This window comes from Paenibacillus sp. MDMC362 (assembly GCF_003269305.1).
Lineage (GTDB): Bacteria > Bacillota > Bacilli > Paenibacillales > Paenibacillaceae > Paenibacillus_AQ.
Window position 1 is genome coordinate 54,997 of record NZ_QLYT01000016.1, and the last position, 26,961, is coordinate 81,957.

Here is a 26,961-nt window from a genome sequence, read left to right on the forward strand (position 1 = left end):
TGCACACCAAAAGGCTCGGCATTCGAAAAGTATCCGGCCATGAAAAAAGGGTGCCCACCAGATCCAACACCTGATGGGGCACCCCCTCATTTCTACATCCTGTTATACATGATTTTAATAAATCGTCCGTCCCTGTACATCCGGCACGCCGGATTTACGGAAGAAATACGTATTGATCACATCCCGCCAATGCTTCGCATGCTCGGCTTGATCCGTGAGCCGCTCCGTCACTTGAGCGAAGCGCTCCGGATCGACCTTTCCTTCCAATGAGGTCCATGTCTCAAGCAGTCCTGCCGCTGCTTCCGCCCCGCCAAAATGTGAGTCATAGATATGCTGAATCACCGTTTTGCCGGATTTCAGCACGTGGGAATACGGCACATGATGGAAGAACAGCAGCAGCTCGTCAGGACAATCCGTCAGCGAATCATATCGAGCCCTATTCGGCTCTAAATACTGCGCGGTATAGCCTGTGCCCGATGCCACCGTGCGATCGACGCCGATCCCGTCCCGATCGGCGAAATGGTACGTGCCCCACCTTGAATATTCATAGCCGTCCACATCCGGACCGTAATGCGTATGCGGCGTAATCATCCAGCCCACTCCGAGCGGGGCGGTATAGCTTTCATAGATCGGCCACGATTGCATCAGCATGTCGCATACCGTGTGGACCACCGTGTCGTCATTGCCGAAGGTCAGCCTCGTCCATTCTTCCGCTATCCCCTCGGAGGACAATTCCGGATCCCAGATCAGTCGTCCGAAGCCATACAGATTCGCCTGCGCCAAGGTGTGCCCCGTCCAGTTCTCATCATTTCCGATGTTGGAAACGGCGGCGATCCCGCTGTATTTCATACCGTGCAGGGAACCGTTCACGATCTTCTTCACCTCGGACCCCGACCCATTCGCACAGGTATCGAAATCCAGCACCTCCTTCCACTGCGGCACCAAATAGCATACGTGACGCTGCTGCCCCGTATACTCCTGGGCAATCTGAAACTCCAGCACTTGATTGGTCTCTTTCATGCTGCCGAACAGCGGCGACACCGGTTCCCGCACTTGAAAGTCCATGGGCCCGTTCTTAATCTGCAGCAGCACATTGTCCTTAAATCTGCCGTCCAGCGGGGTAAAATGATCATAGGCCGCCCGCGCACGGTCCGTGCTGCGGTCCCGCCAATCCTGCATGCAGTTGTAGACGAAACAGCGCCAGATAACGAGCCCGCCATGCGGCTCCAAGGCCTCAGCGAGCATATTGGCGCCATCGGAATGGTCTCTGCCATAGGCGAACGGGCCCGGACGATGCTCCGAATCCGCCTTCACCAGGAAGCCGCCGAAGTCCGGGATATAATCATAAATTTCATCCGCCGTATCCTTCCACCACTGCCGAACCTCTTCGCTCAGCGGATCGGAGGTCGATACGCCGCCGATATGCAGCGGAGCAGCAAAGTTAATGCTCAAGTACAATGAAATGCCGTATTGCCGGAAGATATCCGCGACCTTCGCAATCGTCGGCAAATATTCCGCCGTAATGAACTTCGTCTCGATCTCATGCACATTGACGTTATTAATGGAGATAGCATTCACTCCCACGGAAGCCAACAAGCGGGCATAGTCTCTTACGCGATCCAGATTTTCGGTGAACCGTCCGTTTTCGTAAAAAATCGAGGGGCCCGAGTACCCGCGTTCCACCGAGCCGTCGGCATTGTCCCATTGATTGATCATCCGCAGTCCGTTCACTGGCTGGTCGGTCACCTTCAATCCGGTTAACGGTTGGTGGGAGGCCAGCAATCTCAATAAATGAAACACCCCATATAATACGCCTTTACCGGACCCACCGGTCAGCACCAGCTTTTCCTGCTGACCTTGGATTGAGTGCTCCAGCTGGAATCCATCTGCACCTAGCTGGGCTGCCATCCGGCTCCCCTTCTCGCCTGAGCCGGGCCCATCCACTTCCCCTATGCCGGTTTCGGCTGGGGTCGAAATGCGCACCTCGAAGTAAGATGAAGCCGGGGCCTCGGACGTAATGACGGGGTCAAAACCCAGCATGGATTGGCACGCCCTCTTCAGTTCCTCAATGGCGGCGTTCGCAACCCGCGACTGCTGCAGGTCCGCTACAATCGTGCCGAGCAGCCTGCTGTATCCGGAGACAAGCTCCCGGTCCTTTATGGGCGCATACTGCAGCCACGCTTTATATAAAGTGCTGTTCATTATCAGTTCCTCCTTCTTTGGCCAAAAAGTCAGTGCCATCTCTTCGGATTGCCGTTACTTGAACCCCAGCTTACGTCAAGGCCAAAGTACAGCTGCCGGCCACAAGGACCGGCAACATGACAAGCTGATGGCAGCCTTAATCGCTTATATGCTTCTTATTTGATGAGAATGAAGGCTTGATCCGCGCCAAGACGGTTACACCTTGACCGTACGCTCCACCAAGCGATGAAACGCCGGTTTCGGCTGATGCCGCTCATCGAACAGGAAGGGCCAATTCTTCCGCCCCCGTACCGGGAAATGGTCCAGCCAAGTGTAATCGTCGGCAGCGCCCCAGAAGGTAACGGACGTAATATGATCCCGGTACTCCCTCAGAGTGCCAAACATCCCCTCATACCGCTTGGCTTGAGCCTCCAGAAGTTCTTCCGGCGCTTCGGTCAGATCCTTTCGCTTATCATCAAATCGGAACATCGACACATCGAGCTCGGTGAGCTGAAGCTGCAGGCCGAGCGATGCATACTTCTCGATCGCGGAACGGATATCATCAAGTGCCGGATCGTACAGATTCCAGTGCGCCTGCAATCCTATGCCATGGATCGGCGTTCCTTGATCCAGCAGCGACTTGACCAGCTTATGGATTTTGTCCCGCTTATTCGGATGGGACTCATTGTAATCGTTATAGAACAACAACGCCGACGGGTCGGCTTCATGAGCGTACTCGAATGCCTTAGAGATAAACTCGGGGCCCGCAATGTCCAGCCACTTGGATGGACGAAGCAGCTCGGCGCCTTCATCGGCGATTACCTCGTTCACGACGTCCCAGGCGTAAATATCGCCCTTGTACCGCTTTACGACCGTATCGGTATGCGACTTTAGCCGTTCATACAGCGTGGCTTTATCCACCAGGTTCCCGTTCTTGTCTTCGAACAGCCAATCGGTTGTTTGGTTATGCCATACCAGCGTATGGCCGCGCATCTTCATTCCATGCTTGCGGGCGAAAGCGGCAAGCCGGTCCGCATCCTCGAACGTATACGTATCCTCCGCCGGATGCACGCTGACAAACTTCATTTCATTTTCCGCCGTAATGCTGTTGAAATGATAGGATAGCAATTCCTCCTGCGTTTCGATCGTCCGCGGGTTCACGGCCGCTCCGATAAGAAAGTCATCCGCGAACATTTCCTTCAGCCTGGGCTCACTTCGTTGCGTGTTGGACATACGCAATTCCTCCTTGAAATAAAGATCATAGCAAGATTGATGGTTCATGATCATGAAACCAATGACATCGGTTCGTCGACAGCCATCGAAGCATGCTCCGGACCACGCCGTGCGTACAGGGAGCAGTGCACACGATGTATTTTATTTAGCGGCTCCCGCAGCTTACCCTTTTACCCCGCCAAGGGTCATCCCTTGCACGAAGTATTTTTGCAGGAACGGATACACCAGAATGATCGGCACGCTGGCCACAATGGTCATCGTTGCCCGAATGGAGGTCGGGGTGACCTGATTCGCCCCGCTTTCCGAGCTTGCAAACTGGCTTGCATAGTCGTTGCCCGAATTCAGCGAGGAGTTCGAATTCTGGAGTATTTTCATCAACTCATACTGCAGGGTGCTAAGCTCACTGTATGAAGAGTTATATAAGAATACGTCAAACCAGGAGTTCCACTGGGATACCGCCGTAAACAGCGATACCGTAGCAAGTACGGGCACGCATAGCGGAAGCACGATTTTCATGAAAGTCGTGAATTCACCGGCGCCGTCGATCCGGGCCGATTCCAGAATCCCCTCCGGCAGCCCTTCAATGAAGGAACGGATGACAATGACGTTAAACACGCCGATCAAACCCGGAATGATGTATACCGAGAAGGTGCCCAGCATGCCCAATTCGCGAATCAGCAGGAAGTTCGGAATCAAACCGCCGCTGAAATACATCGTCAAGATGAAGGCAATCGATACGAATTTGCGCAGCACATATTCCGGACGGCTGATGGTATAGGCCACCATAGCACAGCAGAATACGGAAGTGATCGTACCGATCAACGTACGCAAAACCGAGATGAAGGTAGCGTGGAATATCGTGGCTTCGTTAAATACATATTTATAATTCTCCCACGTGAAATCCCGCGGCCATAAATAAATGCCGCCTTTTACCGAATCCGTCGCATGGTTGAAGGAAACCGCGAGCGTATTGATGAACGGGTACAACGTGACAATCATGAGACAGATCATGAACACAATGTTAAAGGTATCGAATAACCGGTCCGCTGGAGACTTGAACCGGGCGTGGGCCCGTGGTGAATCTGAAATCTTCGCCATATGAATCCTCCTGTACGTTTTCTGATAGAGAACGGTCCTCGCAAGCTTTCGCTTAGAACAATCGATCTTCGCCCAATCTCTTCGCGATATGGTTGGCCGTGAACAAGAGTATGAAGCTGACGACCGTCTTGAACATGCCGGCTGCAATCGAGAGCGAGAAGTTGCCCATCTGAATACCGTATTTCAGCACGAAAATATCCAGGTTCTCGGAATAATCCACGTTCATGCCGTTGCCAAGCAAATATTGCGGTTCAAAGCCGGATTCGAGCAGGTTGCCGATATTCATGATCAGCAGGATGATGAATACTGGCTTTAGACCCGGCAAGGTGATGTTCCAGATCCGTTGAAAGCGTCCGGCGCCATCGATTTCCGCCGCCTCGTACTGCGAGGGATCGATCATCGTCATGGCTGCCAAATATATGATGGTGTTCCAGCCGACATTCTTCCATACTTCCGAAACACCGAGTATTCCCCAGAAATATTCCCCTTCCCCAAGCCATAAGATCGGTTCCTTAATAATCCCGAACCACATGAGGAGTTCATTGACAATCCCGCCGTCTGCGGACAGAGCCGTCGAAATAATGCTGGCTGCCACAACCCAAGAGATGAAATGGGGCAAATAACTGATCGTCTGCACGACCCGTTTGAACATCAAATTACGCAGCTCATTGAGCAGGATCGCTAACACAATCGCCGTAACAAAACCTAAGACAAGATTGATAAAACTCATAGCGAGCGTGTTGCGCATGACCCGGAGGAAGTGTTCGTCCTGAAACAGAAAGGTAAAATGCTGCAAGCCTACCCATTCCTGATCGAATATCTTCTTGGCCGGTTTAAAATCCTGAAACGCGATGGTCCAGCCCCATAGCGGCAGGTACTTAAAGACAAACAACCATACCAAAAAAGGGATCGACATGAAGACCAGCGCCTTCTGCTGCAGCAGCTTCTGGAAGAAGCTTTTTTCGCCTGATGGCGGTTTATTGTTCAAACTAGTATTGTTTTTCCGTTGTTTATTGAAGAAACCTTTCGATGCCGCCGGCGTTTCACGTAGCGCCGTCGTCTCTGCAGGTCCAATCGGGTTCGCCTTATCCACGGTTTCTTCTCCTTCCTATCCAGCCCATACAATGGTTATAGAGAGGAGGGACGAATACAAATTTATCGAGTGGTCCGCCCCTGTTCTCCTCTTCTTCATTCTTTGCGTAAGGACACTCGTGACTTCAGTCATGAGAGGAATTACGTTTCCTTGTCCTCCTTAGAATCATCGCGGATACCTTTTTCTCTAAAATACAAACGCTCACTTAAAACAGGAACAAATGTTTGGTATAATGGTAAATATAAACGCTACGTTCCTGTTCCTACTTCGATCCTCACGGAAAGGATGGGTGAGACTTTGTTGAAGCTAACGGTTACCGCCAAAATCAAAATTTTACCTTCGCCAGAGCAGAAAGAGTTGTTGTTCCAGACGCTCCATGCCTATCGGCTGGCAAGCCAATTTGTATCGAAGCTCGTCTTTGATGAGAAGGTGCTCCACCAACAGAAGCTGCATCTCTTGACGTATCGTAAGCTTCGTGCCGATTTTGGGCTTCGCTCTCAAATGGCGCAATCGGTGATGAAGACGGTCATTCCCCGCTATAAGTCCATTCAAGGAAACGGGCATCCCTGGACTCTTGTACAATTCAAGAGGCCCGAACTCGATTTGGTCCGGAACCGCGATTACTCCATGCGAAACCAAATGTTTTCGGTCAATACCTTATCCGGGAGGATCAAGGTCCCCTTCGAAAGCAAAGGCATGGAACATTATTTGGATGGAACATGGACATTTGGCACAGCCAAACTGGTCCATAAGCGCGGGAGGTCTTCTTGCATATCCCCGTGACCCAAGCTATGAACGAACCGGCTGCGCATAACATCGAAAGAATCGTCGGCGTGGATATGGGGATCAACTTTATCGCCGTCAGCTATGATTCGCAAGGAACAACCGCATTCTTCCACGGCAGAAGGGTCAAGAACCAGCGTTCAAACTACAAGCGACTTCGCAAACGGCTGCAACAGGTTGGAACAGTTTCCGCCCGCAGAGCGATCCAGCGAATTGGACAACGAGAAAACCGTTATATGACCGATGTCAACCATCGGATATCGAAGGCACTCGTTGACCGGTACGGAGCGAATACCTTATTCGTTGTGGAAGATTTAACGGGCATTCGCCAAGTGACAGAGCGTGTTCGTATCCGGGATCGATACGAAACCGTGTCATGGTCGTTTTACCAACTTCGTCAGATGATCGAGTACAAAGCCATTCGTTCAGGCGCCAAGGTGATCGCAGTGAACCCAGAATACACGTCTCAGAAGTGCCCGAAGTGCCTGCATACGAACAAAGCGAACCGCGACAGGAAAAAACACCATTTCTGTTGCAGCGAGTGCGGCTACAGCTCTAACGATGATCGAATTGGAGCCATGAATCTTCAGCGCATTGGAATGAAGTACATCGCTGAAGTGGCTGTGTAGGTATACCTGTACGGCCGGGCAGCAGTCAACCTGCCTATCGTAACGCCATATTAAGGAAGGAGGCCTAATCGCCGCTCTCACTTCCGGGCAGTTACAAGCTCGCGACTTCAGTCATGAGTTGTTGACCTATTATTGTCCTTGGGCATTTGCGATTTTCTTGGCTACTTCCTCAGTAATCAGATCCTCATATCCCTTCACGTCCAGCTTGCTGAACTCGCCCACGTATTCGTTCCATATGCCGTCAAATTCCGCAGGGTTGGCAAGAACCAGCTTCGGGAAGTATTTACGCTGCAAATCGCTTTTCTTCTGCGTGAAGATTTGGGCCGGTGACCCCTGATCGATCGGAATGCTCCAAGCCGGATACCATGGACGGTCGTCCGGTGCCGCAAACAGCTGTGAGAAGGAATCGATGTCGTATGCTTCAAGCAATTTCTTGTCCGGTTCGGAATAAGACATTTTCGCAACCTCAGGCTGGCGTCCCGCGCCCACGGAATTACCGTCAGAAAGCGTAGAACCGTTGCCGTAACGAGGCCAGTTGTATTCAAAGTACTTGAAGCCGAACGACTCGCGGAAGGCTTCCGTATTGGTCTGTGCAATCTGCTCTTCCGTACGGTAGAAGCGGCCGTTCTCGTCAACGGAATACGTCTCGTCCTTGATGCCCCAGTTCGACAGAATTTGGTTCTCGTCCGTCAGCAGGTTGTTGAAATACTTCACGATGCGTTCCGGATCCTTCGCGCTGACGGAGATCCCTACGCCGCGGTTGTTCACAAAGGATGGCGGATCCAGGTATTGATCCTTGGTATTCTCGTCGTATACGATCGGCAGCGCCATATATTCGAGATCGTCGTTACCCGATTTATTGGCTGTTTCGCGCAAGTTGTTCATCGCTTGGCCTACCTGCCATCTATAGTCGAAGAAGCCGAGCACCTTACCGGAAGTCAGTTTGGCAAGGTATTGATCATAGTTGTCCACGAAAGAGGATTTATCGAATAAGCCTTCCGCATTCAGCTTGTTCAGCTCCTGCAGGTAACGCTTCGTAATGTCATCGTCAGCGTAATCATTCGCTACGTGGGTTTCCATGTCGATGATGATGCCGCCATCGTTCGGATAACCGGCCAAGTGCATCGGGGCATTGGTCAGGGCAAAAAATTTATCCTGCGTAGTTAGCGCCAGATATCCGGTTAAGCCTTCCTCCGGGTGCTTCTTCACGTAATCGCGAATCAGGTTCAGGTACTCGTCGAAGGTCTTGATTTTCGGGTAACCCGCTTCCTTCAGGACGCGGCGTTGAATCCAGAATGCTCCTTGCTCGATATTGGGAGCCGACGTGTACTCTCCCACAACCGCACTTAACGGGAGGAAGTAAATGTTGCCGTCATCGGCCTTCATCAGATTGTAATACGGCTCGTACACACGCTTGATGTTAGGGCCGTACTTATCGATCAGGTCATTGAGCGGAATGAAGGCGCCCGCCCCGACCAGCTTATCGATCGAGCTCCCCGGCACAATCACATCGGGATAATCGTTACTGGCAATGAATGTTCCCACCTTGGTGTTCTCGTCTCCTACCAAATGCTCCATTTTAAAATTCACGCCGGTTTGGTCTTCGAAGATTTTACCGATGGTGGTTTCGTTCGTATTCTTGTCTTTACCTGCTGCGGAGTTGAAATAGGTGAAGGTGACCTTCTCTTCTTTCTTCTCGCCTTCGCCGCCGGCAGCCGGTGCGTTATCCGCTGCCTCTTTACCGCCGCCGCAAGCCGCCAGAAGCGATACCATCATAACCACGGTCAGACAGCTTACCCAAAATTTCTTATTCATGCTCTTGACCTACCCCTTTCGGTCTCGTTAATTTGTAAGCACTTTCATTATAAGAGAGCTCAGGAGCAATTTTCACCCGTCAATCTTTAGGTGATACTTTGAAAACTATAGAACCGTATCCATGTTCGTGAAAAATGGCACCTCTGCGGCCTTCGCCGCACCTCTTCTCCTGATTAACGAACAAATCCTGCTGTAGTCACTCCGAAACGGAGTGCCAAGCAGGATTTGCCCTGTTAAGATTCGATGGGGATGGATAGTCTTACCCGGGTGCCTTGTCCAGGCGAGCTGTCGATTCCAAACTGGAACCGGCTTCCGTAGTACAGCTTCAGCCGGTAGATCACGTTCTGAATGCCGATCCGCTCGCCCATCTCGTCCTCGGTCTCCAGGTAGCGGTGGATGCGTTCTACCTGATCCACGGACATGCCCGCCCCGTTATCCTGAATGCTGCAGATCAGGGCTTGTCCCTCGCGTGCAACACGAACCTCAATGCGCCCCCCGTGCTTAAGAGGCTCGATGCCATGAATGCTGGCATTCTCCACAAAAGTAACGATGGCCATCTTCGGTATTTGCATATGTCCCTCTTCAGCGTGGGCGTGAACCGAGTAATCAATTTTGTCGCCAAACCGATACTTCTGGATTTCAAGGAAACAGTGAATAAACTCCACCTCTTCCTTGAGCGTCACCATGTCTTTTTTCCAAACCAGGGAATTGCGGAAGATCTTGGCCATATTATGAATGATTTTTGCCGTCTCATCCTCATCCTTCATCAGGCTGCGCATGCGAATGGTCTCCAGGGCGTTAAAGAGAAAGTGCGGATTAATCTGGCTCTGCAGAGCGTTCAATTGCGCATGCCGCCGCTGAAGCTCCAAATTCTTCTTCTGGATATCGGCCATGTACACGTCATGGATCAAGCTCTTAAGCTGCAGGGTCATCCGGTTGAATTCACCCGTCAGCTGACCGATCTCGTCATGTGCCTCGGCCTCTTGGATCGTGTCGTAATTCTGGTTCTTGACCTTCTTCATATGCTTGAGTATCCGTACCAGACGTACGTTCAGGGAACGGCTGATCCAGACAATCACCAAGGTCGGAAGCAGAAAGTTCAGGCAGGTCAGCACAATGACAAACCGCAAGGATTGATGGACATCGCGCAGCACCACGTCCTCCGGCGTCACCGCCATGATCGTCCAGGTGTTCAGATTGTTGGTCGTGAACGTATCGGTGTGAAACTCCAGGAACCTGTCGCCATGCACGATGCTGCTGTACGGCACGGAATCCTGCATAATATCAACCTTCGGATCCGTGGTGTATTCGATATTTCCGGCACCGCTCAGCAGGTACACTTTGCCCTGCACATTCAGATTGCTCATGATCTGCCGAATCGAGGGCATGCGCATATCAATTTTGAGATACTTGGTATGATCATCCTGGGAACTGAAATAATTCATGCTTCGGATGATGCTGAAGCTGTCCAATTGGCCATTCTTGCCCGTACGCATCACAATCGGCTGGGTTACGTTTTTGCCCGCAATTGCCTTGTACCAGGCCTCTTCCTTCACCTGGTCGCTGATATAATTAATGCCGCCGGAATACAGCAGGGTCGGATTGTCCACATACACCGTAATCTCGCTGACCGAATTGTACACGGCACTGCCCGAATTCAATATGCGGCGGAGATAGGTATCATAAGCCTCGATATAATCGGCCGGATGATCGTACTCCGTCTCCATAATCTCGTTCAATTGAATGTCCGTGTAGAAGACGGAGGAGATCTCCAGCGCATCCTCGACTTCACGCCGGAACTCATTCTTCATCTGCTCAAGCGCCACCGTTATATCCTGGATCCGCTGCTCCCTCACGCTGCCGGATGTCACGTTGTAGAAGATGAGATTGGTGACCAGGATTGGCAAAAATACGGCCAGAAAATACATCAGCAGCATCTTGTCCCGCAGACGGACATTATTCAAGCTTGGCTTCATCGATTCGCCCCTTGGGACACATCCTCCTTCATCAAGCGGCTCCGGTACTCGCTTGGCGTCATTCGCTCCAGCTTCTCGAATTGCGTGACGAAATAGTCCGGGTTGCCGAAGCCGACCCGTTCCGCCACCTCATAGATGCGCAGATCCGTCTGGCGCAGCAATCGCTTCGCTTCGTTCACGCGCAGCTGCAGCAGGAAGTCATTAAAGTACACACCATACGCTTTTTTGAAGAGCTGTCCCAAATAAACCGGGTTCATATAGAACTTCCCTGCGATGCCCTTCAGGCTGATATTCTCATGATAATGGGCCTCGATATAGGCCCGGATCTTCTGGATTCCGCCCTTGTGCTGCTCCTTGCGAAGCTGCGCGATATAGTTCGCGCTCTCAATCGCGAATTCCGTGAACAACCGCTTCAGCCCCTGAAGCGACAAGTTGCGGTCATGCCATTCGGTCATCGGCTCCAAGCTGGATAGCCGGCTCTGATCCCCGTCCATGCTGCCGAGCACCCGGACCACGTCCAGCACGCATTGGTTGATTGCCGTCTTCACCGCTTCGGGAGCATACAACTTCTCCCGAAAGGATTCGAACAGCAGACGAATCGTCACTTCCAACTTCTCGAAATGCAGCTCCTCGATCTGCTCCAGAAACTGCTCGTAAAGCCCCTCTTCCAGCCCGATGTAGTGAAGGCCGTGCTGGGAGGCCTCCTCATGGATTACAATGCCGCTCTCATCGTAGATATATTTGTAAAGGAGTGATTCTTTGGCCGTTTCGTATGCCTCCTGAATGCGGGACAGCTGCAACACCGGTTGACCAAAATAAACAAAGATTCGTTCTCGGCTCGAATCGGCAAGCGATTGCTGAATGCGCCTGGCAAATCCCCGCTGACACCCCTGAAAAGAGTGCAGGATGCTGCCCGGAACGATAATGCCGATTCGATTGCGATGCTCATGCAGGTAGAAGGGCTGTTCTCCATTCGAGATCGCAAGGAGAGCCGCCTCCACCCTGTCCTTGAATTCTGTTCTGCCATCGTCATTGCCGTTCGCCGCCGAAGCCTGCTGGTAGTCATTCCGTTCGACGAAGACGTAGAACAGACGACTTCCCGGCTGAAGCTCGAGGCGTTGCTCCCATTCGTGCAGCAGCTCCTCATCGGCTTCCCCTATAATGAGCGATTCCATCAAGGCCCCGGACAAGAGCCTCTCTTCTCTCAAGCGAGCCTCGCGGTCTGACTTTAGCCGCTCGCTGAGCCGAACCAGCGCATGGCTGAATTCCGTCTCGTCAATCGGTTTCAGAATGAAATCATGCACGCCATAGCGGACGGCCTGTTGGGCATAATTAAAATCATCGTATCCGCTTACAATAATGAAATACGGCTTGACGATGTCCTTCGTGACGACATGCCTGATCAGCTCGAGTCCATCCAGCACCGGCATGCGGATATCGGTGATGACCACATCCGGTTGAAGCCGTTCAATCAGTTCCAGCGCATCTTCCCCGTTGTCCGCCTCATCTACAATTTGAAAACCGCAGGCCTCCCAATCAATCAGCTTCAGGAGCCCTTTGCGCGTAAACACTTCGTCATCCACCAATATCGCCCGGTTCCATTGCATGGTATGTCCCCCTCCCTGTTCAAACACATCTGCTGTCACATAGCTTCTATCTGACCATCAGCAAACGCTTTCATATAGTAAATCTATTGTTCATGTTCGGCCTGCAATTGTCAATGGATTTGAAAATAGCGCTCGGCATTGCGGTAGCAAATATCCTGGATAATGGCACCGATATATTCATAATCGGCGGGCAATTCCCCTTCCTTGATCCAGTCCCCGAACAGGCGGCACAGCACTCTGCGGAAATATTCATGCCTCGGAAACGACATAAAACTCCTGGAATCGGTCAGCATACCGACAAAGGTGCTAATCAGCCCCATGGAAGACAACGCGGTGAGCTGCTTCAGCATCCCTTCCTTCTGATCGTGAAACCACCAAGCGGAACCAAGCTGAAGCTTACCCTCAACACCGGCTGACTGGAAGTTCCCGATCGTCGTAGCCATCATTTCGTAATGAGAAGAATATAGGCTGTACACAATGGTTTTCGGCAGCTGATCGTTCCTGTCGAGCCTGCTTAGAAATCCGTTCAGGCTTTCCGCCAGATGGAAATCGAGAATTGAATCATACCCGCTGTCCTTGCCGATCTTCGCGAACATGCGCGCATTATTGTTCCGGATCGCCCCAATGTGCAGCTGCATGGTCCAGCCCTTGGCGTGATACATTTCTCCGAGCTTGAGCAGGGTATAGGTGCGGTATTTCCGATCCTCAAGCGGTGTGAGGCTGCCCCCGCCGATCGCTTTGCCGTAAATGTCCGCAACCTCTTGTACATCGGCTTGTTCGCAAGGAAACGCGCCAAAGCCGTGATCCGACAGGCGACAGCCATGATCATGGAAATATTGAATCCGCTCCTGCAGGGCTTCCAGCAATCCCTGATAGGTATCCACCGCTATACCGGCCGTTGTTCCCAGGTTCTGTGCGTAGGTGGTGAAATCCGGGTTCGTGACATCCAGCACCCGATCCGGCCGGAATGCAGGGGCAACGATGGTCGACAATTCCCCATGATCCCGAATGGCCCGATGATACTCCAGCGAATCAACAGGATCATCTGTCGTGCAGGCCACTTTAACCTTAAACTTCTCCAGAATTCCGCCTGCCCGCAAGGCAGGAGCCTTCAGCTGCTCATTGCAAGCTTCCCAGATCTCCTTAGCATTATCGGCGGTCAACCGCTCTTGAATCCCGAAATAACGGGTCAACTCCAGATGGGTCCAGTGATAGAGCGGATTGCCAACCAAGCGCGGAACGCATTCCGCCCAGGCCATGAACTTGGCTTCGGCGCTGGCACTGCCTGTAATCAGCTCTTCGTCGACGCCAAGCCAGCGCATCGCCCTCCATTTATAATGGTCAGCCTCCAGCCATAGCTCCGTCAGGTTATCGAACTGCCGGTTGGTGGCGATATCCTTCGGGTTTAAATGATTGTGGTAATCGAATATCGGCATCCCTTCCGCATAATCATAAAAGAGTTTCTTCGCGCTGTTGCTGTTTAGGAGCAGGTTTTCCGTGTCCAAACGGCTCATGTGATCGCCCTCCGATTCTTATTTCGATTTTCAGTTCCATACTACCATACAAGTATGGTAGTATGGAATACATTAGGAGGTGATGCAGTGGTAGAATCTTTGCGATTACAGCCGGGATCGGCCGGAAATATCGTGTACTCCCGGCTTAAACAGCAAATTGTCAGTCTGGAGCTGCCGCCGGGAACAGCTCTATCCGAGAAGGAGGTTTCCCTATCCTTCGAGGTCAGCCGGACGCCGGTACGGGAAAGCTTTGTCCGTTTGGCCCAGGAGGACCTTGTTGTGGTGCTTCCCCAGCGCGGCACGCGCGTCTCGCTCATCGATTCGGAGCTGGTCGAGGAAGCGCGCTTCATGCGTGAACAGCTGGAGAAAGCCGTAGTCCGGCTTGCCTGCGAAAGCTTTCCCGAGGATAAATTCGCCGAGCTGGAGCACAATCTGTCCGAGCAGCGCGAGAGCATCGAGAAGCATGACGGCAAGCACATGTTTGAGCTGGATGAGGCCTTTCATCGTATTTTGTTCGAAGGCTGCCGGAAGGTCGGCACATGGAACGTGCTGCAGCAGATGAACGCTCATCTGAACCGGAGCCGGATGTTATGGTTGTCCGCCGATCCGAATTGGACCAACCTGTACGAGCAGCATCGGGAGATCGTCGACGCGATTTCACGTCATGACGCTGATCATGCCGAACGGGAAATGCAGGCCCATCTCAGCCTGATCATCTCCAATCTGGCCGTGCTGAAAGAGAAGCATCCCGATTATTTTAAATAAAGTAATGCCGGCGGATAGACTTATCCGTTCGCAGGCTTCCATCTTGGCGGTGCACTCGTAACTTGCAAAATTCCCAGCAGCTTTGCGTTAACTCCTTAAACTTGTAAAGGCGGTGAAGAAATGCGCATGGTATTCAGGTGGTTTGGCGAGGGCAACGATACGGTCTCGCTGGATCAGATTAGACAAATCCCAGGTGTGGAGGGCATCGTATGGGCACTTCACGATATTCCTGTCGGCGAGGAATGGCCGATGGAGCGAATTGAAGAAATCGCAGACCAGGCAAAAGCGTACGGCCTTCATATTGACGTTGTAGAAAGCGTGAATGTGCATGAGGATATCAAGCTTGGGCTGCCCTCGCGGGATCAGTACATAGCCAACTACATCCGGACGATTGAGAAATTGGGCCAGGTCGGCGTCAAGGTCATCTGCTACAATTTTATGCCGGTGTTTGACTGGGCTAGAACCGATCTCCATAAGCAGGCTGCCGATGGATCGACGGCTCTCTTCTTTGAGAAGGCCAAGATCCACGGCATTGATCCGATGGAGCTGGTCCAGACGATCAACCGAAACAGCAAGCTTACGATGCCAGGCTGGGAACCGGAGCGTTTGGCGCATCTGACCTCCCTGTTCGAAGCATACCGCGGCGTTACCGAGGATGATCTGTGGCGCAACCTCGAATATTTCTTAAGCGCCGTCATCCCGGCTGCCGAGAAGAACGGCATCCGAATGGCCATTCACCCGGACGATCCGCCTTGGCCGATTTTCGGTCTGCCGCGGGTCATTACCAGCCAGGAGAACCTGCGAAGATTCCTCAAGCTATATGATAGCCCGGCAAACAGCTTGACCCTGTGCAGCGGTTCGCTTGGCGCCAATCCGGACAATGACATCGTCTCCATGATCCATGAGTTCCATGACCGGATTCCATTTGCGCACATCCGGAATGTACGCGTCTACGAGAACGGCGATTTCATCGAAACGTCCCACCGTACCGAGGACGGTACCGTTGATATTTCCGGCATTGTGCAAGCCTATCATGACAACGGTTTCACCGGATACGTAAGGCCCGATCACGGGCGGCATATCTGGGGCGAGCAGTGCCGTCCGGGTTACGGTCTGTATGACCGCGCCCTCGGCATTATGTATCTCTGGGGGCTGTGGGACGCTTACAGCCGGGAGCGTGCGGGACGCGCAGCCGAGCTGAAGGAGGCCGTTCAATGAGTGAGGTGAATATCCATGCAGCGGGTACATCCGAATCCGAATCCGGACCAAGCCAAGCTTCTCATGAATCCACGCCGCAAGTGACGTCATCCCTTCCCATTCATCCGTCATTAAACGGGAAGACGGTTGTCATCACGGGCGGCTCCGGGGTGCTGTGCCGGGCAATGGCTTTGGAGCTGGGCCGGCAAGGCGCCAAAGTCGCCGTCTTGAATCGTACGGCCGAGAAAGGGCAGCAGGTGGCGGATGAAATTACGGCCGCCGGCGGTACAGCGATTGCCGTTTCCTGCGATGTAACGGACGTGGAAAGCGTCCGGCAAGCGGAGAAGGCTGTGCGCGAGTCTTTCGGATCCTGCGATATCCTCATTAACGGAGCCGGCGGTAACCGGAAAGACGCGAATACAACCAACGAAATTTTCCGTCCGGAGGATGTAGGGCAGCCGGATCTGACAACCTTTTTCGGGTTAAGCGTACCTGGCTTCCGCAGCGTATTCGATTTGAACTTCATTGGCACGCTTATACCGACGCAAGTCTTTGCGGAAGGGATGCTAGGACGTCCCGGGGCCGTCGTGCTGAATATCTCGTCCATGAGCGCACCCAGCCCGATGACCAAGGTCCCGGCTTACAGTGCAGCCAAAGCGGCCATCAACAACTTCACGCAGTGGCTGTCCGTGCATCTCGCGGAATCCGGCATCCGCGTGAACGCGATCGCGCCAGGCTTCTTCCTGACCGAGCAGAACCGCAATCTGCTGACCCATAGCGACGGTTCGTTAACCGAGCGCTCTCATAAAATCATCTCCCATACCCCCATGAGACGGTTCGGCGTGCCGGAGGATCTGCTCGGCACTCTGCTCTGGCTTGTGGATGATCAGACCTCCGGGTTCGTCACCGGAACGGTGATTCCCGTAGACGGCGGATTCATGGCTTATTCCGGCGTATAATATCCCAGCTTGATACAGCAGCAGGGCCGACTTAAGATCCTATGATCTTAAACCGGCCCTGTTTTTTGGCATCACGGCAACTGTATATGTCTGAGTTTATCCGGATTTGCCACGGTATAAATCGTTTCGATCCGATGGTTCTTAAAAGCAAAAGAATAAATGAATTGGACACCGTTATCCAACCGGATCCGCATTCCCGGCAGACCATTGACGGTAAGATAAGAGTACGCATATTGTCCTTCATACATTTTAAGCAGGTTCAGATGCAATTGGATCACTTTATGAACTCCAACCACAGGAATTTGCGCCGCTCTGACTTTACCGCCGCCGTCCGAGTAGAGAACGACATTTTCGCTTAGCAACTCCAGCAGCTTATTCGTGTTCCCCTGTAAGAGGGAGTCCACAAAATCCTTGATCTGCGCCTCCGCCACTGAGATCGAGGGTCTCTGATCAGGATCAAAATGAATGCTGCTCTTAGCGCGGCGAAAGATTTGACGGCAATTGGCACTGCTTTTCCCCAGAATTTCAGCAATTTCGTCATAGGAATAATGAAAAATCTCGCGGAGGAGAAAAACAGCTCTTTCCACCGCGTTCAGCTGCTGAAGTAGCAGCAGGTATGCTGTAGAAATGGACTCTTGCTGCTCTACGATAAGCGAAGGGTCCGTCTCTGACGCCATATTCTCGATCAAGGGTTCCGGCAGCCAGGGACCGACGTACAGCTCGCGCTTTTTGGCAGAAGAGCGCAGCAAATCCAAGCAGCGATTCGTTACGATTTTGTACAGAAACGCTCTCTCATTGCGAATGTCCTGCGGATGGGGCAATTGGTTATAGCTGATGAAGGCCTCCTGTACGATATCTTCCGCATCCATTACACTTCCCAGCATCCGGTAAGCTAACGAGAAAAGAGCGGATCGATAGCTTTTATACAATAACTCTGTGCTCATTCGGGGTTCTTTCCTCACTTTCAAGCGAGAGTATATGCTGTACAGCCCGCTTGGCGCTTGCAGTTGCAGCATCAACCAAGAGTTCGCCATGCGCTGCCCATTCTCCCGCTACATACAACCCGCCGATTTCAGGGACGGCTGGACCCGGGTTCTCCTGACGTTTCACATGCATAAAATCGTGGCAGACCGTGATGTTAGGAAGGTATTGTTTCTCCACGAGCTCGTTGCGCCAACCCGGCTGCACCAAATCTAAGGTTTCTTCTAATTCCTGCAGATCCTTTCTTGCATCCTTCTCCTTGCCCTGATACTTAAGCAAGGTTATGACTTGTGCGCCATCATCACTCAGGTAAGCCGCACGGGATTGATTCGAGAGAAAGACGGTTTGATCGAGGCCGTATACAAACTGCTGCTTCGGTTCCGGAAGACGACGCAGGGCTACATCCAAGCAAGCCGCTGTCACTTCGATCGCCTGCTCCTTCCAAGTATGAAGGGCGGTTTCTTCTGCATGGGGCACCAGTTCGTAAGCCACAGCTGGCGGTGTGGTAAGAATAATATGGTTTGCTTCTATTTTCATGCCATCGCCGCAAAAGACGTGCCGTACCTTTCCCTCGTGATGCTCAACCGAAATGACTTTATTCTTCGTTACGATTTGAACTCCCTGCTCCAGAGCCTTTTGTTTTAATTCATAGGCCATGGCCCCCCAGCCCCGATCCAGATATAACACCCCCTTCAGCGCATGCTTAAGCTGCTGCAGTACGGGACCGGCAGCCTGCAGGTCAGGGGCTACCACATAACTCGCTGTACGTAATAGCGAATAGAATAAATTTCGTACCATCGGATCCTGTACGTTACCTTCAATCCATTCGCGCAGACTCATGTTGTCGTACAGCTGTGTATCCAGTTTACCTAATTTCGCAAGCCAAGCGCCTAGCTCCATCTTGCCCTTCCAGGATAATAGAGGGGTGGTGAATAGGGATTTCACGCCCATGGGTAACGGGCTTAGTTTCCCTTTCCATATCCCATACCCGTCAATCGAAGGTTGGCCTCCCGGCAATTGGAGCCCTAATTCTCGAAAGGTTGAAAGGGCATCTCCATGATATAAGGCATGCCCGCCCAGATTGAAATAGGCTCCCTTCTTCTTATGGGTCATGGCCCGACCACCTAAACGCTCCTGCTTTTCAACGAGTATCGTTTGCTTCCCGGCTCTTGCCGCATAGATTGCAGCTGTTAAACCGGCTACGCCTCCACCTACAATGGCTACGTCATATTTTAGCATCCGTCATCATCCCTTCGGTTTTATACGGGTATGACGTGCGAGGGCATCGAGATGTGACAGGAATGAAGGTCCGAACCGAAATTTCATCTCATTCATGATTCCGGTAGTACAATCGACAAAACCCCTCTTCAATTTCGAAGAGGGGTTTTGCATGGCTCTATATCATTTCCGCACGTTTGATTTCATTCCGGTTTACTGCACGGTCTCCGGCTTGAAAAAAGCCGGCAAGTACTTTTTGTTCGCCTCCAGCATTTCACCCAGCAGTTGCTTCGCTACGGTCACGGACGGCACCAGCGGATGGTGAACCAGCGCCTGCAGCGCAATGCCGCGATCACCGGTAATGGCCGCTTCGATCGTCAATTGTTCGTATACTTTCACCGCATGCATCAGCCCTTTCACATGGGAAGGCACGTTCTGCGGTGCAAGCGGGATGGGACCCTGGCCTGTTACCACGCAATTGATCTCGATGCTGGCATCGGCAGGCAGGAAATCATAGATATTGCCGTTTGCGACATTCAATGTCTGGATATCATGGCGGTCATTGTAGATGGACGTCATCAGATTGACTGCCGCTTCAGAGTAATAAGCGCCGCCCCGCTGCTCCAGCTGCTTCGGTTTCACGGCCAAATTCTCATCCTTGTAGAGCTCAAACAGCTCCTGCTCAACGCGGCTGACTACGTCCGCTCGAGTTCCGTCCTTCTCCAGCGATGCCTTCATGTCCGCAAACATCGTATCGGTCATGTAGAAATATTTAAGATAATACGTCGGGATCGCTCCAAGCGAGCGGATAAAATCCGCATCCCAGCCGAAGGTCGGTACGTTCTTCGCCGTATACGATTTGCCGCCGTCCAGCAGCTCCGGCATCTTCTCTTCCCCGTTAACGATAGCGGACGTCACCCAGTGCAGGTGGTTGATCCCGACAAACTCGGCCAGAACGTCCTTCTCCGACACGCCGTACTCTGCCGCCAGGAATTTCTGAAAGTTAATCGGCGAGTTGCACAGACCGACGGATTTCACCTTGCTGTGCTTAGCAACCGCCTCCGTGACGATGCCCGCCGGATTCGTGAAATTCAGCATCCATGCATTCGGTGCCAGCTCCTCGATATCACGGCAAATGTCCAGAATCACCGGAACCGTGCGCAGCGCCTTCAGCATGCCGCCCGGGCCCGTCGTCTCCTGTCCGATGACGCCGTGTTTAATCGGAATATGCTCATCCTGTTTACGTGCCGCGAGCAAGCCGACACGCATCTGGGTCGTCACAAAATCAGCGCCCGCAATCGCTTGTCTGCGATCCAGCGTCAGGTGAACCTCGATCGGCAGGCCCGACTCTTTCACCATGCGTTTAGCCAGATTGCCTACAATCTCCAGCTTAGGCTTGCCTTCTTCAATATCAACGAACCATAGTTCGCGAATCGGCATATGCTCATAATTGCGAATGAAACCTTCAACAATTTCCGGGGTATAGGAGGAACCTCCTCCGATGACCGCTATCTTTAATCCTGCTGCCACGTTAATCGCCTCCAAGGTATGATATCAATCCGTATTTATCAGGTTCTTATCCAACGATAAACTGATCAGGCAGTGGTTGCCTGTTCAAATGTAAATGCTTTCAGTTTGGCCTCCGCCTGTGCATCAATGGCATGACCGTCAGCGTCCATCGCGCAAAGAAGCGCGCCGGAAACCGGATCGGATGTCAGTCTTACACAGGTTGCATGCGGTGCCCGGACCGCCACGATCCGTTCGATCGCATCCGTCAGAATCGAGCTGTTCGGCCTGTTCAGCACGCTGCCGATATAGACAATGTCAAAGGCTTCCTCCGTCATGTCGAGCCGCCGGATCAGCGTACATACCGCATTGGCCAGCTCTTCGCCTTCATTCTCAAGAATTCGGGTGGCTACCTCGTCACCTGCTTCCGCCGCCTGGAACAGGGTCTTCACGAGGCTTGGCGGAACCTTCGTCTTGCCGTAGAGGACATCCTCATACATCGGTTCTACAGACGTGTATCCCATTTGCTCCAGTACGAGCGACGTCAATAAGGTTGCCGGTCCCCGCTCATCCCAGGCCCGAATGACTGCCCGGAAAGCCAGCGTGGCAAATCCGGAACCGCCCGCGTAGCCGTCTCCATACAAGAAGCCAAAGCCTCCATACTGCAGCTCTTCTCCCGCACGATTTCGGGCCGCGCTGTTGAAGCCCGTACCGCAGATCAATGCAGCGCCATACGGACGGCTCGTTCCAGCCCTCATCCCAATAATGGTATCGCATGCGATATCATGCTTAGGATAACCGAGAGCCCCGATCATCGGACGCAGGATCTCATAATCGGCTTCCCGATCTGCTCCGGCCAAGCCGAAATAAGCATAACTGATATCTTCTTTGGCAGCGCCAGCCTCTTGAAGAGCCGCATTGCAAGCCTCCTCAATATTACGGGCCGCATGTTCACGGTGAATCTGATGATTGCCGTTCCCAGACGCTCCCTTGCCAAGAATGTTCCCTTGTTCATCGCAGATCACGGCGTGTGTCTTACTACCGCCGGCATCTACACCCAGATACAAACTCATGCATTTCACTCCTACCCGCCAAACAGCGGCGTCATGTGGTGGTATGTATTTAAGATACCGCTTCCACTGGCATCCATCTACTGTTATACGATCAAGGAGTGATACTATCTTACTGTTTCTTGGTTTTTGAAGTGGAGGGGATTACAGGAGTGCCGGCATAGGCACGCTCCCGGATTTCGCTTGGCGATGCGCCGACATGCTGCTTGAACAGACGATTGAAATTAGACAGATTCCGAAACCCGCAGGATTCCGCAATCTCGATAATTTTCTGGTCCGTCGTCTCTAGCAAGTGCACGGCATGCGTCAAGCGCAGCTGAATCAGATAATGGTGCGGTGAAGTGCCGACCGCCTGCTGGAACAGAGCGCTGAACCGGGAAGGGCTCAGATGCGTTAAGTCCGACAGCTCCTGCAGCGTCCAGCTGTAGTCCAGCTGAAGCTCCATCGTGCGCAGGACTTCTTTTAGCGCATGCATTCCCCTGCCCTTGATCGGCCTGTTCGCTTGAGCCGGGATCGACAGATGGCGGTTCGCCAAACTCAGGAAACGAATAAGATCCGAACGGATCAGGCTCATATATGCGGTACCACGGATTTGATACTCTTCCAACATGCGCCTCAGCAGGTGAGCCAATTCATCGTGTACGGGGGACTGCCTCTCCATGTTTCCGAGCGAACGGAAGGGAGCCATCAGATCCGGATCGAACTTGAGGTCAATGGATAATAATGAAGGTTCGAACATAATGACATCCATCACCAGGTTCTCAGTCTCATACGCCCGGTGAAGATCATTGCTATTGATGAAAATAATATCTCCCTGCTGAAACTGAAGCTTCATCCCGTTGATCAGAATAAATCCGGTCCCGCTCTGAATATAATTGAGCTCCAAAGCATGATGCCAATGCAGGCGCTGGGCTCCGGCAAATATGCCGTGCGTGGTCGACGCCGTAAAAGGAAAAGCAGCGTTCGTAAAATCTATAGCATCAGGAACGACACTCTGCGGACGATTCATTAAAAAAGCACCTCCATGCCTTCCGACATCAACGTATCAACAATTTACCCTTATCGTAACATGTGCGCTTAATATACTAAAAACGTTTAACGTGTATACTTTCTATCTCTTAAAAAAAGACCCTGCCTCAGTATGCCTGAGACAGGGTCCTTGAAGGTTCATTAAGATAATGCAAGCTCCACCGTCCAGCCGAACGGATCCTCAACCGTTCCGAGCTGGATGCCCGTGATAGCGTCATATACGCGTTTGGAGAGTTCGCCCGTCGCTCCCTCACCAATCTTCAATTGCTCATCCTGCCATTCCAGGGAGCCAATCGGCGAAATGACCGCTGCCGTGCCGGTGCCAAAAGCTTCGGTCAGCAATCCGCTGCGATGGGCCTCCACGATTTCATCAATGGAGATGGCCCGCTCTTCCACCGGGATGTTCCAATGTTGAAGCAGCTGGATGACGGAGTTCCGGGTAACTCCATCCAGGATGCTGCCATTCAGTGCCGGGGTAACGACCGTATCACCCAGCTTGAAGAACACGTTCATGCTGCCGACTTCCTCGATATATTTGCGATGTACGCCATCGAGCCACAGCACCTGAGAGTATCCCTTCAGCGTTGCTTCATCCTGTGCCTTCAAACCTGCCGCGTAGTTGCCAGCTGTCTTGGCATTGCCCACGCCGCCGGCTACGGCACGCACGTATTTAGGCTCCACGTAAATGCTGACCGGATTGATGCCTTCCGCATAATACGAACCGACCACCGATAGGATAATCATGAACTTGTATTGCAGCGATGGCGCTACGCCAAGCACAGGCTCGGTGGCGATCACAAATGGACGAATATAGAGCGATGTGCCCGGCTCGGAAGGAATCCAGTCGCGATCCACGAGCACGAGCTGCTTGAGCGCTTCCATAACGAGCTCCTCGTCCAATGCCGGAATGCTCAGTCGCTGGTTGGACAGGTTCAGCCGCTGAATATTTTTGTTCGGGCGGAACATGAGAATCCGCTCATCTTCCGTCAAGTAAGCCTTCAAGCCTTCAAATACGGTCTGCCCGTAGTGAAATACCTTGGCGGCAGGGTCCAGTTCGATCGGCTGATACGGAACGACGCGCGGATCGTGCCAGCCTTGACTTGCGTCATAATCGAGAATAAACATGTGGTCCGTAAATACCGTGCCGAAAGCCTGTTTATGGTGGCTCGGCTTTGTCTTCAGGGTCGTCGTTAATTCCACGGGTATCGTGTAAGTCATGTGCAACATCTCCTTATTTTGCAAACGTTATTAGTTGAATCATATCAATGGATACCCTATATTAAAAATATCTGATTTATAGGGATACCATACCTTAAAGGTATGGAGAGGGGGGATGAACATGGATATTCGACAGCTGCGATATTTCCTGACGATTGCACAGGAAGGGCAGATCACGCGTGCAGCGAAACAGCTCAATATGGAGCAGCCTCCATTAAGCCGTCAGCTGAAACTGATGGAGGAAGAGCTCGGAGTTCTGCTGTTTGAACGCAGCGGCAAGCAGCTTCAGCTCACCCACGCAGGCGAGCTGCTTCAGAACAGAGCCGCGTCCCTGCTGAACCAGTTCAATGAAACGCTAACCGAGGTAAAGGAGATCCACGCGGGAATCCGCGGCATGCTCTCCATCGGTGCCGTCGTCTCCTGTATTTCGCTCCTGCCGCAGCGCATCCATATCTTTCGGCAGCAATATCCCGAGGTCACCTTCAAGATCCGGGAAGGCGATCACTCCCTGCTGGCAGATCAGCTCGACAAGCGCAATATCGAGCTCGCGGTGACCCGGCTCCCTTTCGAATCCAGCTTCGGGCCTGAGCGTTATGCCGTTCAGCCTTTGCCCTCCGACCCGTTCGTCGCGGTCCTTCCAAGCAGTTGGGAAAGTGTATCCTCCCATTCGGAAATCTCGATGCGCGAGCTCGCGGAATATCCGTTCTTGTCCTTAAAAACCGATCAGACGATCGGGATGCACGAGCGGGTAATACAAGAATTTAAACGCGGCGAACTTGAACCGCGTGTCATATGCGAATGCTCCAGCGTTGCCATTATCGTTGCATTGGTAGCGGAAGGCATCGGCGCCACCATTTTACCCGAGTCGGTGATGTCCTCATTTACGATTCCCAACATTCGGACACTGTCCATTACGAGCGCTGATTTCCAGTCGGATGTGGGTATTGTCTGGCTCCGGGATCATGTACTATCCAATCGGGCTATGCATTTTTTAGCTACCTTTATAGAATAACATTTGTTGATGCCCTTCGTCTTCCCCGGCTTTGTCCAAGCCGTGCCGCTTTAGCGGATTCCTTATTGTTATTCATTGTTAACAAACTTGAAGTCGCTAATCGTCCCGCACCGGCTAAACCCGATATGTTGATACAATCGATTGGAGACCGGGTTGGCCTGATCGGCATACAGCATGGGCACCAAGCCGTCCTGCAGCAAGCGAAGTCCGAGGTCTGCAACCAGGGCGCCGGCATAGCCATTTTTTCGTTCAGCCCTCGGCGTGTATACAGCGTTGATGCGACCGTGCCGTGGTGACCGGTGTGCAACATTGGCCATCGAGACCGCTTTGCCGTCTGCTATCCATAAATATAACCCACCCTGCTGAATGAGGCGCTGCGCCGTCTCGACCTGGCTTACCGCATTCGGGCGGACCCCATAAGCATCCTCCGAGAATCCGACCAGAAACCGGGCCACCTGCTGCATATCTTCAGCAGCGGCCTGCCTGATGGTGCCCTCGACGAAGTGAGAGTGCTTCACGACGGGGGCATGATAAGCCTCCATCGTCATATGATGACGGTAGGTCTCATGACGTTCCTCCGCGTAACAGCTTGCAAACTGCTCTGCCACATCCGGCTCCCCGGTCACGCCAGGCAGGGTCACCTCCTTAAGCTCGCTAACCAGCTCTTGGAGCAGGTGCTGCCGCCTATCTTCGGAAACCTTCCGGGAAATCCATAACCATGCGTTCCCACGAGGAGACTGCGCAAAGATCATGCGTCCGTCCGGCGATTTCAACCCCATGTTCTGCGGCGTCTCGGCAAGGAGATGAATCAGATTGTATGACACCTCATCCTGAATAAAATCTTCCTGGTACAGCACCTCGTCCTGAGACATTAACTTCGCAAGCATTCGTACACTCCTCTCTTTTCCATGGTCCAAAGGCGCATAAAAAAGCCCCGTCCCCTGTAGGGACGGAGCTTTGTCTCCGCGTTACCACCCTGATTCGCGCCGGCAAGAAGCCGTGCACGCACTCTCGTCATCATCCATCAATGATGCCCCATGATAACGGCAGGGAATACCCGGATACGCCTCAAGTTATAAACGATCGACGGATCTGCTCCGAGGTGATGGCCATGCATCGCCGCTGACTGCTTCGCACCACCCAGCAGTTCTCTGGCTCAGCTTCCTTTGCGACTCTGGCGTCCTCATCCTAGCATGTTTGAAAAATTTAACTCAGTTTACTCCCGGCGGCATCCAGCTGTCAAGCCCGATTTCACCCCTGAAGAAATGCTGGAGACTCCATCTCATTTGTTATTAAAACGGAAGACCAGCATATCCCCCTTCTCCGGATGGACGCCATCATGCTCCGTATATCGTCCGCCCGTGTACGTGTTCAACGTTTTTCGCCAAAAAATCTGGGTACTCATGTTGCGCTCGGTCGGATTCGTTTGCAGCTCCCATGCACCTTGGAAATGATCGAACACAAGCTCAGCCGCTCGTTGGGCTACACCTTGTCTTCGAAAAGTCCGAAGCACAAAAAAATCATTCAAGTAGTACTGGATATTCGGCGATGGAATGTATGGCGTGGTCGCCACCAGAGCCAGCCCTGCCGCAATACCATCTACGGAGATCAGATAAGGAAAAAGAACCGATGGCTGCTCCCACCACACATCGAGCTGCTTGCTCTGCTCGCTTAAGGTCGGCACATCCTCTTTTTCAAATACACCGAACCGGTTAGGACGGACCCCCCATATCTCAGCAATGTCATGCAAGTACAGCGGATATATGTTATGCAGAATAAATGACTGTTCCTTCGGGCATAAACGTACCTCAATATTCACGGTCAATCCCCTCCCTAATGAATGATGTATGTAAGTTTAGTATGTCTAGGATAACATATTTACTCTTCCAAGAGGTTTACAGGTATGTAAATTACGTTACGAACGTAATAAAAATCCGTTAACCCTACTCCTTATTTCACCATGATTTCATTATATGTCCTACGGCTCATCCAAAATAATGTTGAATTCTGTTAATTTATATCATGCAAAGAGCCAACCGAATGTATGCATCGGTTGGCTCTTCGTTTTCTCAGCGCT

Annotated in this window: 20 protein-coding genes and 1 pseudogene; 5 read left to right on the forward strand and 16 right to left on the reverse strand. The window is 52.3% G+C overall.

Going from position 1 to position 26,961, the window contains the following annotated elements:
• Positions 1-114: 114 nt before the first annotated feature.
• The 4 genes from DP091_RS07970 to DP091_RS07985 form a co-directional block, all read right to left on the reverse strand.
• Positions 115-2,202, reverse strand: a complete 2,088-nt coding sequence (locus tag DP091_RS07970) for an alpha-glucuronidase family glycosyl hydrolase (protein WP_113057827.1) — start codon at positions 2,200-2,202, stop codon at positions 115-117.
• 195 nt (positions 2,203-2,397) lie between these two features.
• Positions 2,398-3,414: an endo-1,4-beta-xylanase gene (locus DP091_RS07975; protein ID WP_113057828.1), complete on the reverse strand. Its 1,017-nt coding sequence runs from the start codon at positions 3,412-3,414 to the stop codon at positions 2,398-2,400.
• A gap of 162 nt (positions 3,415-3,576) precedes the next feature.
• Positions 3,577-4,512, reverse strand: a complete 936-nt coding sequence (locus tag DP091_RS07980) for a carbohydrate ABC transporter permease (protein ID WP_113057829.1) — start codon at positions 4,510-4,512, stop codon at positions 3,577-3,579.
• A gap of 52 nt (positions 4,513-4,564) precedes the next feature.
• Positions 4,565-5,605, reverse strand: coding sequence for an ABC transporter permease (locus tag DP091_RS07985; protein ID WP_113057830.1), 1,041 nt, complete (start codon positions 5,603-5,605; stop codon positions 4,565-4,567).
• A 300-nt stretch (positions 5,606-5,905) separates the two neighbouring features.
• On the opposite strand from DP091_RS07985, the pseudogene DP091_RS07990 reads away from it, so the two are divergent.
• A pseudogene (locus tag DP091_RS07990) lies at positions 5,906-7,017 on the forward strand (RNA-guided endonuclease TnpB family protein).
• 129 nt (positions 7,018-7,146) lie between these two features.
• Here the strand turns inward: DP091_RS07990 and DP091_RS07995 are convergent.
• The 4 genes from DP091_RS07995 to uxaC form a co-directional block, all read right to left on the reverse strand.
• Positions 7,147-8,832 carry an ABC transporter substrate-binding protein gene (locus DP091_RS07995; protein ID WP_071218717.1) on the reverse strand — a complete coding sequence of 562 codons (1,686 nt, stop codon included), beginning with the start codon at positions 8,830-8,832 and terminating at the stop codon, positions 7,147-7,149.
• Positions 8,833-9,065: 233 nt separating this feature from the next.
• Positions 9,066-10,808: a sensor histidine kinase gene (locus tag DP091_RS08000; protein WP_113057831.1), complete on the reverse strand. Its 1,743-nt coding sequence runs from the start codon at positions 10,806-10,808 to the stop codon at positions 9,066-9,068.
• Positions 10,805-12,415, reverse strand: coding sequence for a response regulator transcription factor (locus DP091_RS08005; protein WP_113057832.1), 1,611 nt, complete (start codon positions 12,413-12,415; stop codon positions 10,805-10,807). Before DP091_RS08005 ends, DP091_RS08000 begins: the two co-directional genes overlap by 4 nt.
• A gap of 110 nt (positions 12,416-12,525) precedes the next feature.
• Positions 12,526-13,929, reverse strand: a complete 1,404-nt coding sequence (gene uxaC, locus DP091_RS08010; RefSeq protein WP_113057833.1) for a glucuronate isomerase — start codon at positions 13,927-13,929, stop codon at positions 12,526-12,528.
• A gap of 87 nt (positions 13,930-14,016) precedes the next feature.
• Here uxaC and DP091_RS08015 point away from each other — a divergent pair, with 87 nt between their 5' ends.
• The 3 genes from DP091_RS08015 to DP091_RS08025 all read left to right on the forward strand — a co-directional run bounded on the left by DP091_RS08015 (position 14,017) and on the right by DP091_RS08025 (position 16,850).
• Positions 14,017-14,694 (forward strand): GntR family transcriptional regulator, encoded by a 678-nt coding sequence (locus DP091_RS08015; RefSeq protein WP_113057834.1) that lies wholly within the window; start codon positions 14,017-14,019, stop codon positions 14,692-14,694.
• 120 nt (positions 14,695-14,814) lie between these two features.
• Positions 14,815-15,912 (forward strand): mannonate dehydratase, encoded by a 1,098-nt coding sequence (uxuA, locus tag DP091_RS08020; RefSeq protein ID WP_113057835.1) that lies wholly within the window; start codon positions 14,815-14,817, stop codon positions 15,910-15,912.
• The gene (locus DP091_RS08025; RefSeq protein ID WP_113057836.1) at positions 15,909-16,850 is read left to right on the forward strand and encodes an SDR family oxidoreductase; all 942 of its coding nucleotides are present in this window, start codon (positions 15,909-15,911) and stop codon (positions 16,848-16,850) included. The genes uxuA and DP091_RS08025 overlap by 4 nt, the downstream gene beginning before the upstream one ends.
• Before the next feature lie 71 nt (positions 16,851-16,921).
• Here DP091_RS08025 and DP091_RS08030 read toward each other — a convergent pair whose 3' ends face one another.
• From DP091_RS08030 to DP091_RS08055, 6 genes are all read right to left on the reverse strand, one after another.
• On the reverse strand, positions 16,922-17,794 hold the full coding sequence (locus DP091_RS08030; protein WP_181469750.1) for an RNA polymerase sigma-70 factor: 873 nt from the start codon (positions 17,792-17,794) through the stop codon (positions 16,922-16,924).
• Positions 17,772-19,070, reverse strand: a complete 1,299-nt coding sequence (locus DP091_RS08035) for a phytoene desaturase family protein (RefSeq protein WP_113057838.1) — start codon at positions 19,068-19,070, stop codon at positions 17,772-17,774. The genes DP091_RS08030 and DP091_RS08035 overlap by 23 nt, the downstream gene beginning before the upstream one ends.
• Before the next feature lie 192 nt (positions 19,071-19,262).
• Positions 19,263-20,579, reverse strand: a complete 1,317-nt coding sequence (locus tag DP091_RS08040) for a 6-phospho-beta-glucosidase (protein WP_113057839.1) — start codon at positions 20,577-20,579, stop codon at positions 19,263-19,265.
• Between the two features lie 65 nt (positions 20,580-20,644).
• Positions 20,645-21,628: an N-acetylglucosamine kinase gene (locus DP091_RS08045; RefSeq protein WP_113057840.1), complete on the reverse strand. Its 984-nt coding sequence runs from the start codon at positions 21,626-21,628 to the stop codon at positions 20,645-20,647.
• Between the two features lie 109 nt (positions 21,629-21,737).
• Complete coding sequence (locus DP091_RS08050) at positions 21,738-22,634, reverse strand: AraC family transcriptional regulator (protein WP_113057841.1); 897 nt, start codon at positions 22,632-22,634, stop codon at positions 21,738-21,740.
• Positions 22,635-22,795: 161 nt separating this feature from the next.
• Entirely contained in the window at positions 22,796-23,872 is a 1,077-nt protein-coding gene (locus DP091_RS08055) for a branched-chain amino acid aminotransferase (protein WP_113057842.1), read from the reverse strand.
• Positions 23,873-23,993: 121 nt separating this feature from the next.
• Here DP091_RS08055 and DP091_RS08060 point away from each other — a divergent pair, with 121 nt between their 5' ends.
• Positions 23,994-24,884, forward strand: a complete 891-nt coding sequence (locus DP091_RS08060; RefSeq protein ID WP_113057843.1) for a LysR family transcriptional regulator — start codon at positions 23,994-23,996, stop codon at positions 24,882-24,884.
• A 68-nt stretch (positions 24,885-24,952) separates the two neighbouring features.
• Here the strand turns inward: DP091_RS08060 and DP091_RS08065 are convergent, their stop codons facing one another.
• Together DP091_RS08065 and DP091_RS08070 are read right to left on the reverse strand one after the other, a co-directional pair.
• Positions 24,953-25,771: a GNAT family N-acetyltransferase gene (locus DP091_RS08065; RefSeq protein ID WP_113057844.1), complete on the reverse strand. Its 819-nt coding sequence runs from the start codon at positions 25,769-25,771 to the stop codon at positions 24,953-24,955.
• Positions 25,772-26,166: 395 nt separating this feature from the next.
• A complete protein-coding gene (locus DP091_RS08070) occupies positions 26,167-26,703 on the reverse strand; it encodes a GNAT family N-acetyltransferase (protein WP_071218703.1) in 537 nt (178 codons plus the stop codon).
• Positions 26,704-26,961 lie beyond the last annotated feature (258 nt).